The organism is Paenibacillus sp. FSL R5-0914, from assembly GCF_038004525.1.
GTDB lineage: Bacteria > Bacillota > Bacilli > Paenibacillales > Paenibacillaceae > Paenibacillus_AQ.
On the sequence record NZ_JBBORH010000001.1, the window covers coordinates 540,452 to 558,007 of the forward strand.

General features: G+C 44.9%; 17 protein-coding genes. 3 read left to right on the forward strand and 14 right to left on the reverse strand.

Features of this window, described 5'->3' with window-relative positions:
• Positions 1-252 precede the first annotated feature (252 nt).
• A complete protein-coding gene (locus MKX60_RS02280) occupies positions 253-1,821 on the forward strand; it encodes a response regulator (protein WP_341059001.1) in 1,569 nt (522 codons plus the stop codon).
• Entirely contained in the window at positions 1,799-3,520 is a 1,722-nt protein-coding gene (locus MKX60_RS02285; RefSeq protein WP_076299909.1) for a sensor histidine kinase, read from the forward strand. Before MKX60_RS02280 ends, MKX60_RS02285 begins: the two co-directional genes overlap by 23 nt.
• Before the next feature lie 103 nt (positions 3,521-3,623).
• Here MKX60_RS02285 and MKX60_RS02290 read toward each other — a convergent pair whose 3' ends face one another.
• From MKX60_RS02290 to MKX60_RS02300, 3 genes are all read right to left on the reverse strand, one after another.
• Positions 3,624-4,985, reverse strand: a complete 1,362-nt coding sequence (locus tag MKX60_RS02290; RefSeq protein ID WP_256716339.1) for a sugar phosphate nucleotidyltransferase — start codon at positions 4,983-4,985, stop codon at positions 3,624-3,626.
• Positions 4,986-4,996: 11 nt separating this feature from the next.
• Positions 4,997-5,833, reverse strand: a complete 837-nt coding sequence (locus MKX60_RS02295; protein WP_076299911.1) for a DUF6492 family protein — start codon at positions 5,831-5,833, stop codon at positions 4,997-4,999.
• A gap of 99 nt (positions 5,834-5,932) precedes the next feature.
• Entirely contained in the window at positions 5,933-6,319 is a 387-nt protein-coding gene (locus tag MKX60_RS02300; RefSeq protein WP_341059003.1) for a hypothetical protein, read from the reverse strand.
• Between the two features lie 453 nt (positions 6,320-6,772).
• Here MKX60_RS02300 and MKX60_RS02305 point away from each other — a divergent pair, with 453 nt between their 5' ends.
• Positions 6,773-9,076: a UvrD-helicase domain-containing protein gene (locus MKX60_RS02305; RefSeq protein WP_076285108.1), complete on the forward strand. Its 2,304-nt coding sequence runs from the start codon at positions 6,773-6,775 to the stop codon at positions 9,074-9,076.
• A gap of 66 nt (positions 9,077-9,142) precedes the next feature.
• Here the strand turns inward: MKX60_RS02305 and MKX60_RS02310 are convergent, their stop codons facing one another.
• The 11 genes from MKX60_RS02310 to MKX60_RS02360 all read right to left on the reverse strand — a co-directional run bounded on the left by MKX60_RS02310 (position 9,143) and on the right by MKX60_RS02360 (position 17,556).
• Positions 9,143-9,724: a 50S ribosomal protein L25 gene (locus MKX60_RS02310; protein WP_076285107.1), complete on the reverse strand. Its 582-nt coding sequence runs from the start codon at positions 9,722-9,724 to the stop codon at positions 9,143-9,145.
• 171 nt (positions 9,725-9,895) lie between these two features.
• Entirely contained in the window at positions 9,896-10,168 is a 273-nt protein-coding gene (locus tag MKX60_RS02315; protein WP_076285106.1) for a helix-turn-helix domain-containing protein, read from the reverse strand.
• 15 nt (positions 10,169-10,183) lie between these two features.
• Complete coding sequence (locus MKX60_RS02320) at positions 10,184-10,420, reverse strand: DUF6953 family protein (protein WP_042123499.1); 237 nt, start codon at positions 10,418-10,420, stop codon at positions 10,184-10,186.
• Between the two features lie 109 nt (positions 10,421-10,529).
• Complete coding sequence (locus MKX60_RS02325) at positions 10,530-10,847, reverse strand: hypothetical protein (protein ID WP_042184217.1); 318 nt, start codon at positions 10,845-10,847, stop codon at positions 10,530-10,532.
• A 93-nt stretch (positions 10,848-10,940) separates the two neighbouring features.
• A complete protein-coding gene (locus tag MKX60_RS02330) occupies positions 10,941-11,807 on the reverse strand; it encodes an alkaline phosphatase family protein (protein ID WP_341060261.1) in 867 nt (288 codons plus the stop codon).
• Positions 11,808-11,821: 14 nt separating this feature from the next.
• On the reverse strand, positions 11,822-12,865 hold the full coding sequence (locus MKX60_RS02335) for an ABC transporter ATP-binding protein (protein WP_042184215.1): 1,044 nt from the start codon (positions 12,863-12,865) through the stop codon (positions 11,822-11,824).
• Positions 12,862-13,665 carry an ABC transporter permease gene (locus MKX60_RS02340; RefSeq protein ID WP_042184213.1) on the reverse strand — a complete coding sequence of 268 codons (804 nt, stop codon included), beginning with the start codon at positions 13,663-13,665 and terminating at the stop codon, positions 12,862-12,864. The genes MKX60_RS02335 and MKX60_RS02340 overlap by 4 nt, the downstream gene beginning before the upstream one ends.
• Positions 13,662-14,585, reverse strand: coding sequence for an ABC transporter permease (locus tag MKX60_RS02345; protein WP_042184211.1), 924 nt, complete (start codon positions 14,583-14,585; stop codon positions 13,662-13,664). The genes MKX60_RS02340 and MKX60_RS02345 overlap by 4 nt, the downstream gene beginning before the upstream one ends.
• Positions 14,586-14,677: 92 nt before the next feature.
• Positions 14,678-15,790, reverse strand: coding sequence for an ABC transporter substrate-binding protein (locus MKX60_RS02350; protein ID WP_076299914.1), 1,113 nt, complete (start codon positions 15,788-15,790; stop codon positions 14,678-14,680).
• Positions 15,791-15,984: 194 nt separating this feature from the next.
• On the reverse strand, positions 15,985-16,761 hold the full coding sequence (locus MKX60_RS02355) for an ABC transporter permease (RefSeq protein ID WP_042184207.1): 777 nt from the start codon (positions 16,759-16,761) through the stop codon (positions 15,985-15,987).
• A gap of 18 nt (positions 16,762-16,779) precedes the next feature.
• Positions 16,780-17,556 (reverse strand): ABC transporter ATP-binding protein, encoded by a 777-nt coding sequence (locus tag MKX60_RS02360; RefSeq protein WP_341059004.1) that lies wholly within the window; start codon positions 17,554-17,556, stop codon positions 16,780-16,782.

Below are 17,556 nucleotides of genomic sequence, written 5' to 3' on the forward strand. Positions count from 1 at the left end.
ATAAGAGCCTCCCTTTTTCTATAAAAAAACTCGTATTAGAAAACGATTTCAAAGCGCCGGCCAGCTTCAAAAAAAATTTATATTGTTACTTCCTTAAGTTTATAGATTATTGCTATCCATCGTAAACGCAAAAAAATTATGTTTTACACAAATAAATACTCATCATTAACGATAATATCGAGGAATAATTGCTACGGTCGAAGATGTTATACTACAATATCAATGTCACTACATGTCGAAAGGTGGTAAATAATGTTATCCATATTGGTGGTAGATGATCATAAGGAGGAGCGAGAGGGGATTGCTTTCCTCATTAAGGAGCTTGGCTTCCCCCTCCAATTGCATGTTGCAGAAAACGGTCGTAAAGCACTTGAATATGTAAGCGCACACTCTGTCGATATTCTATTTACCGATGTGCGGATGCCTATAATGGATGGATTACAGCTAACAAAGGAAGCATTAAAGTTGCACCCCAAATTAAAGGTGATTTTATTCAGTGGATTCGCTGAATTTGAGTATGCCAAAACAGCCCTCTCCCTGGGCGTATCCGAGTATCTTTTGAAACCGGTTAACATTGAAGCATTCCAAACTACTTTAGAAAAAGTTATTCAGGAATTAAAGAGCCAGCAACAAAAAGAAGAAGCGTCACAAAGAAAGCTAAGCTATGTGAGAAAACATCTACTCTTCTCTCTAGTCAATGGCATCGGAAGCCCGCCTCCTCTTCAAGAGCTGTCTATTGAATTACCCAGCCATTACAATAAAATGCTTTTGTTAGAATTCGATAAGCCATTTTTTGAATCTGTGGATTCGGAGTTCGAAGAGTTTGTTCTTGGTTTAGTAGACACATCTGCTGATTACTTAAATCTAAACGGATGTCAAAGTCTACTACTGTTTCCCGAGCAAGAGTCCCCTTCTTCCCAGTTTGATAATAATTCAGCGATGCACCTGCATCATTGTATCCTTGATAAATATAAAGTGAATTGTTATCTCGCTATGAAAGAGGAACTAACCTCAATACTAGATTTAGGTTCACTTTTGACTTCATTAGAAGAATTGATGGAATATCGTTTTTTTCTCCCAGATACCTTTGTGTTTAATACACAAAATGACTTACATTTCTCTGAGGCCTTGTATCCAGACCTTACAGATAGCCATCTACTAGATCAGATTCGAAATAATCTGAAGGATCAAGATATTTTTAGCTTACGAGCAAATACTGAGATTTTATATCAAAAATACGTACATCAAGTACAGTATTCACATTTATATGTAAAGTATATGTTTTCCACAATCTATCAAGAGATCATGACACAAGCTGCACCTATATCAGAAATGGAGCTGCAGACTGCCGTCGAGACCATATATGGATCTGAAGATTTGCGGGATATCAAAGATATCATATTTGAAGGTATCGCTCGGATTGATCAGAACTCCACCAACCATGAGCCTACTCAGAACCGTGATGTCGACGCCGTCAAACAATATATTGAACAATATTATGCAGATGATCTCAGTCTGGAAATGCTTGCTGCTAAAGTGTATTTGTCTCCACATTATCTTAGCTCCATATTCAAGAAGCAGACAGGCTGTGGGCTTAATAAATATATTAAGAATGTCCGCATGCAAAACGCAAAAGAGTTGTTAACAAATACGCATCAAAAAATATCAAATATTTGCACCGCAGTGGGCTATCGCAATATTTCATACTTCTGCCAAAATTTCAGGGATTTTTATGGGTACACACCAGAAAAATATAGACAGTATAATCAGAAGTCCTCTGTATATCGGGAGGAGCATTATGCAACTTTGGCGGACACTTAAGCAAAATATTCGCGACTTGAAGTTTCAAACCAAGATCATGCTTTCATTTATGTTAATCAGTATGATTCCTGTGATTGTATTGGGCAGCTTCTGCTATCAAGAAGCCAAATCATCCCTCATTAAGCAATCCAAATCTGATTTGAAAGCAGCCTTAAATCAAGGGGCTTTAGCTTTAAATAGTCATCTGGATGTCTACAATAAACTCATGAATTTCTTGAGTTTTAATCAGGAAATTATTAATTCAGCTAATCATACCTATACAAGTATGTATGAAATGTATGATCAGTTAACCCATGTGATTGACCAAAATTTCAATACGGCACGGTATCTAAATACAGGTGTAGAACAAATCACTCTGTATACAGGAACCAATCTTTTGGCACATGGCAATACCGTCCGAGCCCTAAATGATATTAAACAGGAACATTGGTACCCGCCGTTGATGAAGTCAGTCGATGTCCTGTGGTTTACAGATAATAAGGAGATTTTTGCTGTTCGACGCATTATTAATACGAAACAGAAAGATCCAAAAGAAAATGTGCTGTATGCACGTGTGAATTACGATTCGTTATTCACACCTTTTGACTCCCTACTCTCTCAAGGTTCAGAGATTCTCGTCAAAGATGCTTATGGAAAGTCGATCTATGCCTCGCCTGGTATAGAAGGATATATTCCTTCCAATAGCACAGATAACTTGGATACGCTGCAATGGAAAAATACAAAGTACACTGTACTGCAATCTGAAGTTCCTATATCAGGATGGACAGTGATGTTGTGCAAACCTACGAAGATGATTACGAATTCTGCTTGGAAAATCCTTTCGACAGTTGGGCTTGTTATTGTTGCCTGTATTGCTGCCGTTGCTATAACCGCCAATCTATTCTCTCGAAAGTTCAATTCACAAATTAAGCGTCTGCGCAATAATATGCGCACCGTAGAAGAGGGATCCCTGGAAGTCACCGTCACCAGCACATCCAAAGATGAAATTGGGGATTTAATCAGAGGCTTTGGCAATATGGTTGACAAAACAAAAGTGTTAATCGATAAAGTCTACATTGAGGAAATTTCACGAAAAGAATATGAAATGAAAGCCCTACAGGCTCAGATTAATCCTCATTTTCTATATAATGCTCTTTCGCTCATCAATTGGAGAGCCATTCGAATCCATGCAACAGATATAAGTGAAATGGCGCAGCTTCTATCCACGTTCTATCGGACTACGCTGAATAAAGGGAATAATATTATTTTGGTTTCAGATGAACTATTGAATGTACAATCTTATATACAGATTCAGCTTAACATGCATAGCAACAGCTTTGAGATAGAATATCAGATCGACGAGGCTATTCTCTCTTATTACATGCCTAACCTGATGCTTCAGCCTCTAATTGAGAATGCTATTATTCATGGTATTGAGAATAGAGAAGAAGAAGGAAGCAAAATTATTCTATCCGGAGAACTGGTGGAGGAGTGTATCATCTTCAAAGTAAAGGATAATGGCGTTGGCATCCCACAAGAACGACTCAATCTTCTGCTTAAATCCCAGTCTATAGGCTATGGGCTCAAAAATGTAAATGACCGGGCTATGCTAATGTACGGACCAGAATACGGCTTGTCCATTACCAGTATTCTAGGACTGGGAACGGAGGTCACATTTCGATTTCCATCCAAAAGATACGAAGGTGGCTCAGATCTATAACTCTTTTAAATGCAGTGATGTTAATTAGCTACACTCTAAAATTAAATTCAACCGGGACATGTACGCTGGATTAAACCCGGTTGATTTTTTTCAATCTATTGAATTACAAATGATCAGGAGCGCTTTCCTCCTCCACCCATTCGGCAGAAACACGTACATAATCCCCCACATCAGAAGATGTCACCAGTTCAATAATGATCAATTCGAGCGGCGTAATCGCCCGTAAACCATGTCTCGCACCGGCAGGTACTATAACTGTGTCTCCGGCTGCAACTGCGTGAAGAACGCCGTTCATACGGTACTCTCCATTCCCCGAAAGAAAAGACCATATTTCTTTGGTATGCCTGTGAAAATGATAGCTGGTGTGCTTCCCTGCCAACATCGTGATTTTGGAAGTCGTAACCTCAACTCCTGCTGCTGTTCGTGAGAAATCCAGAATGCGTGAGCTCCCCCACCGCTTTTCTTCAATCATCGGCTTCGCGGCATGACCCTCCAACTTCTGCTTAATCCGTTTCGCCTGCTCGATCCCAGCAACCAAAATACCATCCGCACCCGCCGCCACAATCAAACCTGGGGCACCGATGACATGTACGGGACAAGAGAGTTCGTTCACTAAATAGGTTCCTTTTGAATCCTCAGAAATGCTCCCCCTGCCAATTACCTTTTCCTGCAAATGAGGGGTAAGCGCATCCCAACTACCAATATCCGCCCAAACTCCGGTGTAAGGAATAACTACCGCTCGCTGCGTATGCTCAAGCACTTCATAGTCAAAACTTCGTTCTGGCAATTCGTCATAATGCTCCACTAGCTCCATGTAATCTGCTGAAAGATTCCGTTCCATCATAGTTGAGAGCAAGTATCCTAATGAGCAAGAGAACACCCCACAGTTCCATAGTCCTCCACAGGTAATGAACTCGGCCGCCGCCAGTTCGTCTGGCTTCTCTGCAAATTGCTTCACATTTAGAAAAGACGTCCCCTCTGAACCTTCACTCGGCAATATATACCCGAACTGTGTGGATGGGAATTCAGGCGTAACACCGATCAGGGCAATATCCGCTTGTGATTCGGACAGCACGCTGGGAAACTGCCGAAGCTGACTGAAAAAAGAAGCCTCCACATATGAATCCACCGGAATGACCACAACGATCTCTTCTAAGTTTATTTTCTTCACGGAATGTAAATAGCTCGCCGCCAATGCAACTGCAGTAAAAGTTCCCCTCTTCTGTGGCTCCGCCAGTAAAGCAACCTGATTGCCAACAGATTTGCGGGTAATTTCCACCTGACTGCGATGGGTTACAATGCAGCTTGAATCTAACAATCCTGCCTCATCCAGTCCTCTGCATACTCGCTCGATCATCGACTCCATGCCGCCATTTTCTGTTGGAAGAAGTCTTAAAAATGCCTTTGACCTGATCTCATTCGACAGCGGCCACAGCCTCTTCCCCGATCCCCCTGAAAGGAGCACGATCTGCAACGCTATCGCCCCCCTGCGCTGGACTTACTACTCGGTGTTCTCACATACCCCTTCCGTTTATGAAAAGACAATGATCTATACTTTTCCGCCAGCTCATTCAGCTTCTGCTTGGACAGCTGACCTGCATTCATATGGAGGCCTTTATTGCGTGCTTTTTGGATCTTCATGCCCCCACGATCCTTCGAATACAGGTAATTCCCATAAGTTTCGAATTCAGAAAAAGCAAATTGCTTAGTTCGGTTCATACTGTGTATAATCGCCGAATACCAAGGCTTCTGATGCTTTGCTTCAATCTCTCTTTTCATCTGAGTCAATTGGCTGCGTTCAAACAGCATATAATGCGTCACAAAAGAAGAAGCAGATGCCGCCTTCTTACCCATTAGCTTCCTATAGGTTGTAAAGTACTGAGGCTGACTCCAATTACGACTGTAAAAAATCGTCTTTCCCTTTTCACGGAATCGATGAGGAGCGATTAAGACCGTATCTGCATCGATGACTAAAAAATAGTCAGCCGTACACAGCTTGTCACCATTCAGCTTCAACAATTGCTGGAACAACCAACCGGATCTTTCCCATTTCCGTGAACGGTAATGGATATCTTTTTTTGTAATCGGGAGGACTGTATTCTCATCGACAAAGGTACAGCCTTTTTTTCGGCAGAAATCCAGTATACGTGTCTTTTTTGGAGCAACAATCAGTATTCGACCTATCGGATGCTTAACATGTGTTCGGACAGCGTCAATAACATAGGGGAGTGTAGCCAAATCTTTCTCGATAGCCGGAATCAGTACATCTATGGTAACGGCATGTCTTATGCGGACCTTATTGGCTGAGGGCATACGGTCATCTCCATATCATGATTTTGCTTTAGGATATGAGGATAATAAGGAAAGGGAATGGGCTTTACTGTAAACTTAAGAGAGGACAAGGGGGGGGATTTATACCCTTCTTTTCGCCCAGAAAGCCAAATCCGCTCCTTTCTGGGGTATTTTTACCTTCTTTTCGCCCGCAGGGCCAAATCCGCTCACTTCTGGGGCATTTTTACCCTTCTTTTCGCCCACAGAGCCAAATCCGCTCACTTCTGGGGGATTTATACCCCTCTTTTCGCCCATAAAGCCAAATCCGCTCACTTCTGGGGTATTTATACCCCTCTTTTCGCTCACAGAGCCAAATCCGCTCACTTCTGGGGGATTTATACCCTTCTTTTCGCCCATAAGGCCAAATCCGCTCCATTCTGGGGTATTTATACCCTTCTTTTCGCTCACAGAGCCAAATCCGCTCACTTCTGGGGGATTTATACCCCTCTTTTCGCTCGCAGAGCCCAAATCCGCTCACTTCTGGGGCATTTATACCCTTCTTTTCGCCGCCGGAGCCAAATTCCCGCATTTATACGGGATTTATACCGCACATTTCACCCCCAGAGCCCAATTCCCTCTTTTCTACGGGATTTATACCGTACATTCCGCCCACAGAGCCCAATTCCCACTTTTCTACGGGATTTATACCGTACATTCCGCCCACAGAGCCCAATTCCCACTTTTCTACGGGATTTATACCGTACATTCCGCCACCTAAGCTTCACTCACACAACCAAGCTCCACACTCCCCCATACTATATCCAGCATTTTTTTCTGTGCAGTAAAAAGGCTGGGATGGTATATTGTAGATTGGCTAAATCTTCGGCGTATTTTAATCGGCACATTTTAAGATGAACTCAACCATTCTCCAACTAGTTTTGTTGAGCTCACTCTATACAGAAATATATGAAGGTGAATCTATTGAATAAGCTCTTATTTCATAATATTCCGCTGGGAGCAACCGGCGAACGCATCCCGCAAGCGGCTGTAGCTTCAGCGCAGACCAGCAAGGAGCTAGTGAAGCGGGAGGAGGGGGACTCCGCTTATTTCCGCAGGCTGGAGGAAGGCGGCATCCTGCTCAACCGCCCGCAGATTGCTGCGGTGCGGCATCATAAAGGGCCGCTGCTGACACTGGCCGGTGCTGGCTCCGGCAAAACCTCGGTTCTGATCTGCAGAACCGGTTATTTGTTGTCCGTGCGCGGCGTCTCGCCTAGTCAGCTGCTATTGCTGACTTTTTCGAGTAAAGCCGCGGCAGAAATGCGCGAACGAATCGCCCTGCTCCCTGGAGTCAGCACAGCGGACGTTGCAAGGCTTCAGGCCCGTACGTTCCATTCTTTTTTCTTATTTTTCTTGCGCAGACAAGGATTGCAACAGGAAATTTTCAGTGAGACACGGCGCCAGCACATCCTATTGAAGCAGATCATGCGTGAGCTCGGACTGCCGAAGGATGCTTATCCACCGGAAACCCTACTCTCTCTGCTCTCTTCCTGCAAAATGAACATGGGCACGGTGGAAGATCTACCAGAAGGCACCACCGCCGAAAAAGAAATGAAGTCCGTTCTGGAAATATACGAACAATGGAAACTAGACAATTTCAAAATCGATTTCGATGATGTCCTCTTAATTGCTTATCGGATGCTGAAGGAGCGTCCGGAGCTTTTGCAAGAGTTGCAGATGAGATATCTGTACGTGATGGTGGATGAGTTCCAGGATACAAACGCCTTGCAGTACGAACTTGTCAAAATGGTCGCTCACCCACAGCATAATCTAATGGTGGTTGGTGATGATGACCAAACGATTTATTCCTTCAACGGAGCGCGCAGTGAGTTCATTCTAGAGTTCGAGAAGCTCTATCCGGGAGCAAGGGTTATTACGCTCGATATTAATTACCGCTCAGGCCCAGCTATCGTTGGACTTGGCAACGGCATTATCAAGCACAATACACGTCGGCGTTCCAAAACCCTGCAAGCCGCAAAAGGTAGTGGAAGTCAGCCACGATATATGCGTCCGCAAACTGCAGATGAAGAAGCCGAGCAGATGATCGAGCATATTTTAAACGAGGTCTCTAGCGGCAAAAGAGAATATAGCGACTTCGCCATGTTGTACCGGGCGTCGAGCAGTAATCGGGCCGTTCTCGAACTGCTCCTTTTACGCGATATTCCCTATATTGATTACGGAGAAGGGCAATTATTGTACGAGCACTGGCTGATCTCTCCGGTAGTTGATCATTTGCGACTCTCCGTGAATCGGCGAAATTTTGCGGCGATGGAGAATATCCTGCCGACGCTATATATGAACCGTGAAAAAGGCATGAATCACATCCGCCAGATGGAAGCTAGACAGCCCAAGCAAGGACCGTTAATCCACTTATTGTCTATGCCTGGCATGGAAGACTTCAAAGGGACTAAACTAAGAGATCGGCTCGATCTAATCCGAAATATACGCGAACTGACCCCAATACAAGCAATCCGGCAGATTCGTACCCAATTCTATGATTATTTCATCGAAGCGAATGAACGGCATCAAGCGACGCTGCATCGAGAGACGTTAAAAGAAATGCTAGATGAGCTAGAATCCTCCGCGGCGCGTTTCGACAGCATCCCTGCCTTTCTTGATTTCATAGATAATGTCACGGAGCGTAACGAGCATAATCGCCAACCAGGTACTAAAGAGCAAGGCAATCGGATTGCATTAATGACCATTCATAAATCAAAGGGGCTAGAGTTTCCTGTAGTCTTTTTAATTGGAGCGTCTGAGGGAATTCTTCCGCATAGCTCTGCACTGGAGGGCGACCGGTTAAAAGACCGCAAGCTTGCGGCCGGAAGCAGCGGAGCCTCAAGCTTAGCAGCACTGGAGGAGGAACGGAGACTGGCGTATGTAGCCGTTACGAGAGCCCGAGAGGAGCTATTCATCAGCTCACCTGCACAGCATCGGGGTAAAAAAGCGGAGGTCTCCCGCTTCATGTTATCCGCCTTCCGTTCAGCGGTTTCTTCCACAGCAGCAACTACGGTGAGTAGAACCGTGACAACAAGATCCTTGCCGACCAGCCGAGCGACCACGACAAAAACAAAAACCCATGTCGTTCCGGTATGGAACTGCACGGGCAACAGTTGTCCTGGTTGGACACGCATGAAAGCTGGCGGAGCTGAGGATCATCTAACCTCAAAGCCCTGCCCCTTATGTAGCTCACCTATGGCAAAGGATCAGCGAGAAGTTCCCGTATGATCTAAACGCAAAAAAAGCAAGTTTCCTCTTCCCTGGAAACTTGCTTTTTTTAATATAAATATATATTTAAGCTGTAGTTACTACTGCTTCTTCAACTTCTTCATGTACAGTCTTAATCTGAATCATTACTGCATTCGGATCGGTCAGCACTTCGATTCCATCTTGGAAAATCAGGTCAGAAACTAGCAGCTGATCGCCAATATCAAGTTTACTAATATCTACTTCCATAGAAGTAGGCAAAACGCCCGGCATACAACGAACTTCTACTTCATACAATTCCACTTGCAATACGCCACCGGCTTTCACGCCGATTGCTTCCCCTGCAAAATGAATCGTAACTTTACTATCCATATTTACAGACATGTTCACATGCTGGAAATCAATATGCAAGATCTTACCTGACAGAGAATCCTTTTGAATATGCTGAACAATGATCGGCATTGCTTCATCGTCCGTTGTTTTTGCTTGCAGAATAGCCCGTGGATTTTTTCTCAAAGTACCCAACAGCTCTTTTTCATCCACTTCTACGTTCAGAGTATCTTTACCCACTCCATACAATACAGCCGGGATACGTCCCTGTTTTCTCGCTAATTTCTTTTGGGACTTTGTTTCGCCAGTACGCTTGTTTAATTGAATAAATTTACTCATTTTTTATTTCCTGCTCTCTTTGACCATAAATTCTTGTCATCCTAAGTATAACATGACCATATAATCTAGTCAAATTTAGCAGAAATCTCCCTTTTCCACACAAAAAAGAAGACTTGAGTGAATTCAACTTCCCATTCCTCAACTCTTCCCAACTGCACTTCCTCAATTTATTTAACTCTTACTTAATTCATCTTCACCTATCACTTCTTCTATTGTACAATCACTTTCATTCAACTCTTCGATTCCGATGAGTTCCCCAGGCTGTACATTAAAATATAAACAAAGCTTTAAGAGCAAGTCTCTGGGATACTGTACCATCTCATCCTTATACATACGGCGAACCGAATCAAAGTGATAATTAATATCCTTAGCAAGCTTTCGTATAGAGAGTTTGGGATCATGATTCTCCATGACCACACTTAATTTACTTCGGATAACCGGCATACATTCACCTCCAGCTTAAGTCCACGCCCACAAAAATCCATCGCGATCCCACGCGATTTTGCCGCCGTGCAGCTTCCGGAAAGCTTTCTTTACTTCCTTGGACAGTGAGGCATTGCCATTCTCATTCACAAATACAAATTGTTCCCCAAAATTCTCTTTCACATATTCAATCGCCGCGGTCTGATACAAGGTACCCGTAAACCGAATTTCCTTAACCATCCATTCCGCTACATCTTGTGCTGTTACTTCCATATGGATGTGCCTCCTTTCATGTACTTCATGCTAAAATGTGCCCTCATTATAACATGAATACAGCCCGACCGGACAAACGTCCGAATCGGGCTGTATTAGGATGTCTGAATTAATGTGGATATGTATGATTCGAAGAATGACGAGTCTTCTGTCCACCGCTTACCATCAACAAAATCCCTGTGATCAAGTGTAGTACCCATCCCACGAATGGAATCCAAGCGAGTAAAGAAGTTACAATTCCGAGTACTGAACCATAAATAGATTCTTGGTTCTTTGAAGATAAAATCAAAGTAACCAGGTGAAGAATAAACATCAATCCCAGTGCGGAGTACCCAGTGCCAATTACAATAGCAGCACCCAGAATTGGAATTGCTAAAATAATTTCAAATGAGCCTGTAATCCATTTCAAAGCTCTAGAAGCGCTCAAAAGACAACCTCCCAATAGGTAAAATATACTATTTATTATACAAAAAACCATCGTTCCCGTATATGATTTTTATCGTGATTTACTATTTTATTTTCATCCTAAAATCACAGGTTCATTCACCTCATGAAGTGGTTGATTTTGCACAAAAGGAGGCAGTCCTTCCTTGCTCATTGCAGCCGAAGGTGCAAGCCCTAAGCAATGGCACATTAGCGGAGCTAGCCGTAACTGGGGAATTGCTTGATCCTCTTTTTCTAGTGGTAATACATCTACTCCGAACGTATATAACGGCACATCCCGCTCGGAAGAGGTTACCCCACCATGGTACCCATTTGCGTTCATTCCATGATCTGCCGTAATCAGAATCTTATACCCCTGCTCCATCCAAATAGGCAAAACAGTGGCTAGCAGACCGTCAGCATTACGCACGGAAAGCTCATATTCCTTACTCTCCCCCCCATAACGATGCCCGGCGTCGTCTATATTCATGGAGTGAATGTATAGAAGATGCGGATCATAAGCACTCCGTAAATACACGGCATCGGCAAACACATGACTGTCAGGATAGTGATCCTCGAAATAAAAGCTGCCATGCTGAATTGGCTTCATCACATTATGCTGATGGCGATCAGCCAGTGGATCAAAGGGGGCCGAATTATAAAGCTCACTGACCCAATGATAGGCGACAGCAGCTGTACGCAAATTAGCGGCTACTGCCAAATGAAATACACTTTCTTCATGGCTAGGTCTCACAATATGGTTAGCCGTAATTCCATTTTTGGACACGGGTGTACCCGTTAAGAGCACTTCATAAAGCGGACGTGATAGACTGGGTAATTCCGACTGTACTCGATAACAAGATAAGGATCCTTGCTCCACAAGATGCTCCAGATAGCCCATGTATTTGCGAGCAGCATCATATCTAAGTCCGTCCAAGACAACCACAATGAGTTTATTGGTCATTTCCGTCAATCTACTCACGCTCCTTCTCGCTCTAAATGTAAAAGCTCGGAAGGGTTCAACGCCAATGTGACTTTGTCCCCTTCTCCAACCCGCAGCCAGCGTCCATCATTTAAAAGATCAACCGTTAATCGGATTCCTTCAGCCTCAACCGTACATCGAATAATATTGCCTAGCACAGACACAGATTTAATCACTCCATTCACCAGTTGTGCTCCGGCAGCAGCCTCCTGCTGACCCGCCCCATCATGCAGTAACGTTACGGCTTCGGGGCGAATAGCAAAGCTGTCCATCCCACTATCTATTCCGTGGAACAGCGCCATCACCTCTGGCCGAGTCAATACGTTATAACTGCCCATGAACCGGGCAACGAACTCTGTGCGCGGCGCGGTGTACAGTCCTTCCGGTGTTCCATCTTGGACGATGCGTCCACCATTCATAATGCAGATGCGGTCGGATAGAATCAGCGCTTCTTCCTGATCATGCGTAACGAATAGAGTCGTCATGTTAAAGCGCTTCTGAATATCACGAATTTCAGCACGTAGATTCTTGCGGATCTTGGCATCGAGTGCACTCAGGGGTTCATCCAGCAGTAATACTTTGGGCTGCACGGCTAGAGAACGGGCCAGCGCTACCCGCTGCTGCTGTCCACCGGAGAGTGACTGCGGATAGACGTCCCGCTTCTCCTCTAGATCGACTAAAACCAGCAGTTCCTCGCAGCGGCTACGTCGGGCGGCTTTGGACAAACCACGCATCTTCATTCCATACTCAATATTTTGGCTCACCGTCAGATTAGGGAATAGAGCATAAGACTGGAACACCATCCCCACCTCGCGTTTACGGGGCGGCAGATTTGCCAGATCTTTATTCTCTAGAAGGATTCTGCCGCCATCCAGCTCCGAAAGGCCAGCTATGCAGCGAAGTAACGTACTTTTCCCGCAACCGGAAGGTCCTAGCAGCGTCACAAGCTCCCCTTCACGTATCTCCAAATCTATATTGTCTAGCACACAGGTCTCACCAAACATTTTGAGTATTCCCTGCAGCTTCAGATAATCGTTCATCCCTTAACGCCTCCTCCCATCTTTTTGCCAAGCTTCATTAGTACCATCGAAAGAACTAGAATAAACAGAAAATACGAGATGGCAATCGCACTGGCTAAATGTCCGCTTTCGCCCATTCTTTGATATAGATACACCTGAATCGTCTGAATATGCCCGCCAACTAGCATGTTTGTAAGAACAAATTCACCGAACAGAACGGAAAATGATAATAAGGTAGAGACGATAACGCCAGGCCAGATATTTGGCAAAATCACATTCATAAAAGCCGTTCTACGGCGAGCTCCAAGCAATTCTGCGGCATGCAGCAGTTCTACGGCGTTAACGGTCAACAGACTATTGCGAATGCCCTGATACATATAGGGAAGAATGACCACAAAATACGCCCCCACCAATAAATAAGCTGTTCCAGCGATATCAAAGAGGCCAGAGGAATAGGTACGAATAAGTCCCACCGCAGCCACTACACCAGGCACCGCATAAGGCAGAACAACAATCACTTTCATAAAGCTCTCCCAGCGCGGAAAATAAATGGTGATGACAAAAACAGCTGGCAGCATCACGGCCAGACTCAGCACCACGCTAATCAGGCATAAATACAGCGAGGTCCAAAGCGCCTCCAAAAAACGAATATCCTTAAACATTTCTCCAAACCAATTCAGTGTCCAAGCTTGAGGCAACAAGGTATTCTGCCAGTCCTGCGCGAAGGCATAAATACCGGTTGCTAACAGTGGAAGTAATAAATACACCATGAGCATTAGCATGAAAGTGCGCGGAGCGAAGCCTGCTTTACGTATATTCATTGCCCCACCTCCTCACTAGCTGCCGTCCACAAGCGCCGAGAAGATTTGGTTTTCACATCCGGTTTACTGAGCGCTTTAGCTCCAAATCTCTCCGTTCGCCGAACCATCAGATGATTCAAATAGACGGCCAAAATCGTAGTCAGACCCAGCAGAACAGCAAGCGTACTCCCCATTTCTGGCTGAGTAACCACATCTCCAGCAACCAGTGAACCGATACGTACCGCCAGCAGATTATAATTCCCGCCAACCAAAGCATATGCCGTTGCATAAGCACCCATCGCATTGGCAAACAGTATTCCCAGTGTGCCGAAGATCGCCGGAGTTAGAATTGGCAGCCCAATCGTCTTCCAGAACTGCCACGGTCCTGCTCCCAGCAAGGACGCCGCCTCTCTCCACTGCTCACGAATTCCGTAAAAGGATGGATACAAGAGCAGTAAGGCTAAGGGAACCTGAAAATATACATACACCAGAATCAGACCAGACCAGCTATATAAATCAAAATCGGTAAAAACACTCCAGCCCCACTGTTTGAATAAGAGCGTAAACACTCCATTGTTACCAAGCAAAATAATATACGCAAAAGCCAGCGGAACCCCTGCGAAGTTAGAGGTCATATTCGACAGCATTAAGAGTCTGTCTCTTACTCTCGGAGTGAACCGAGTAATACAATATGCACAAAAAAGTCCGACAATGATCCCTATCAGACTTGAGGTTAAAGAGATCAGCAAGCTGTTCTTGATTGCCTGCATGTAATAGGCACTTTGCAGTGCATGCAGATAATTGCCTAGCGTAAGCCCAGTTCCATCTGCCTTTTGGAAACTTCCCGTCAGCATGGACAATACAGGTACCAGCTGAAATGCCAACACCATCAGTGCAAACGGAATGAGTGCCAGGATCACACCGCGGCTTTTCTGTTTCAACTTCCTCACTCCTTGTCGCGGGAATAGAACAAGGGCACCTTACGGCATCGTAACGAAGGCGCCCTGTTTCTTTTTTTGGGGGAAGAACAATTCTAGTTCAAATGCACAAGCACACGTTCCTGCCATAACTGTGGAATGGTCTTCGCCGTTTCTTCCCATACCTTGTAATCACCAACAGGCTTAGCGTTAACATACTCCTCTTTTGGCAGCAGCTTAGCCGCAACATCATCCGGCAGTGTTACACTGTCACGAATCGGACGAGCGTACCCTTTGGCAAGATTAATCTGTCCTTCATCACTAAGGATGTATTGACGTGTCAGCTTCGCAGCGTTAGGATGCGGCGCATATTTGTTAATGATCGTTGCATATCCACTCACCACACTGCCTTCCTTCGGAATGGCTACCGCGAAGCCATCTTTGTTGATCTGATCTCTATAGTTCAAAGCGTTGAAATCCCACAGCAGGGTAACTTCTACTTCCCCTTTTTCAATGTTGGCAAGAGAAGCCTCTGCATTGGAGAGACGTCCTTTTTTAGCTAAATCCTCGAAAAAAGCAATCCCTGGCTCAATGTTCGACTCATCGCCACCAAAAGCAATCGCTGCGGCCAATACAGCCATCTGCGCTTGAGCAGCTTTGGTTACATCACCAACGATGATTTTGTAATTGCCGTTCTTCAGATCTTCCCAGCTCTTCGGTGGATTAGCCACGAGCTTGGTGTTTGTCAGAAACGAAATCGTCCCTTGATAGCCGACAATCCAATTTCCGTCCTTATCCTTAGCCCAATTAGGGATCTCATCCCAGTAGGTCGTTTTATAAGGCTGTGTTACTCCTTTTTCCACGGCAACCGATCCAAAAGCGATCCCTACATCTCCGATATCAGCCGTTGGCTTATCTTTTTCCGCATCAAACTTGGCAATTTCCTCCGCGCTCGACATATCCGTATCTGAATGTGTAAGACCATACTTACTACTCATATCACTCCATGTATCTTTCCAGTTCGCCCAGGAATCCGGCATTCCCACGCTGATAACACTGCCCTCTTCTTTAGCTTTACTCTCGATCTCGGTCAGACTTAATTCTTTGGTGCCAGCATTTCCATTCGTTGATTCGTCAGCCTTAGCCGAATTTCCACAAGCAGCAAGCAACAGGACGAGCAAGGATAACATTAGACCCATCGATAATTGATTTTTGATCCCTTTTTTCATGATTTCCCCTTCACTCCTATTTCTTATTTGCGGGCTTCTCTATGCTCCAACTGTTAGGCACCCAATTGCAGTATAGGCGTGTACTATTTTCGCGGCATTAAGGAGGATAGGAATATTTGTAAATAAAAAGTAAGACATACCCAAAAACCACCTGATTCACTCAGGCGGTTCTCGTGTTTATGCTTAAAGCTATACTACCTTCTACGCGCCGCCACACTTACCACGCCGTATCTATAGAGCACTTTCTTGCCGAACCATCCAAATAACCGATCCGTGAAAAAGCCCATAAAGCCAAGACAGAATAACCCTACAAAGATCCAATCTGTCCGGAAAAACAACCTGGAATTCCAAATCAGATAACCTACACCTTCGTTCGAAGCAATCATTTCCGCACCGATAATCGCCATATACGAGGTTCCCATCGCTAATCGGATGCCTGTAAAAATATACGGTATCGTCGCCGGGACGATCACATGAATCAGAATTTGCCACTCACTGGCGCCCATACTACGGGCTGAGCGGATTTTATCCTCCTCTACGGACATCACACCGGTCAAGGTATTCAGCACCACAATAAAAAAGGTAGCGTACATAATCAACGCAATCTTCGACTGCTCCCCAATGCCAAACCACACTAGAAACAATGTAATGAATGCAATCGGCGGGATAAAGCGAATAAAGTTCAGAAAAGGCTCTGCAAAGATACGAATCACATTCACCTTTCCAATAATCAGACCTACGGGAATCGCCATTAAACTGCCGAGTACCCAGCCAATTAGCACCCGGTAAAAGCTAATCCCGATATATTGCATCAAAGTTCCGTCTTCCAGCAGTTCCCGTCCACCCTTAAGCGTACTCCAGGGTCCAGGGATCACATCAGGACCGTAGATCACTGCCCCAAGCTGCCAGACGCAAAGTGCGGCAATCCATAGTATGGATACAGAAACCCATTTCTTTTCCACCCATTTCATCATCTGTCCCACCCTATCCTATTCTTCGAAATGGCTCTGAATCTGGTTGTATAGCGAGTAAAATTCCGCTGAGCCTACGTCCCGTGGATAAGGCAGCGTATTGTCATAAATATCTGTGATGTTAGAGGAAGGGCCTACAGACATAATGCCGATCCGTTCCCCCAACAGCAAGGCTTCCTGAATATCATGGGTTACAAAAATCACCGTCTTATGCGTCTGTTGCCAGATGTTGACCAGTTCTTTCTGCATCGTCCTCCGGGTCATCGCATCAAGTGCACCAAAGGGTTCATCCATCAGCAGGATCGCTGGATCATTGGCAAGCACCCGTGCCAGCTGAACACGCTGCTTCATGCCTCCCGATAGCTCCTTCGGGAACTTCTCCTCATGCCCGTTCAGTCCTACAAGTCCGATGAACCTATCCGATATCGTGCGCCGTTCAGCCTTTGCGATTTTCTTCATTCGCAGTCCAAACTCCACATTCTCTCGAACCGTTAGCCAAGGGAATAAAGAGGAATCTGCTTGCTGAAATACAACTGCCCGATCTCTGCCAGGCTTATTCACCTCTTCGTTATCCACCCGAAGGTTACCGCCAGATTTGGAAACAAATCCGGCGATCATATTCAGCAGCGTCGACTTTCCGCAGCCACTTGGACCGAGTAGAACGAAGAACTCTCCGCCTTTGATTACGAGATCCACATCTTTAATAATATAATGAACATCTCCAGCGGCTGGCTCACTGTAGCTCTTGCGTAGCCGCTCAATATGAATGGTGTGCTGCTTAGCAGGTAATGACAT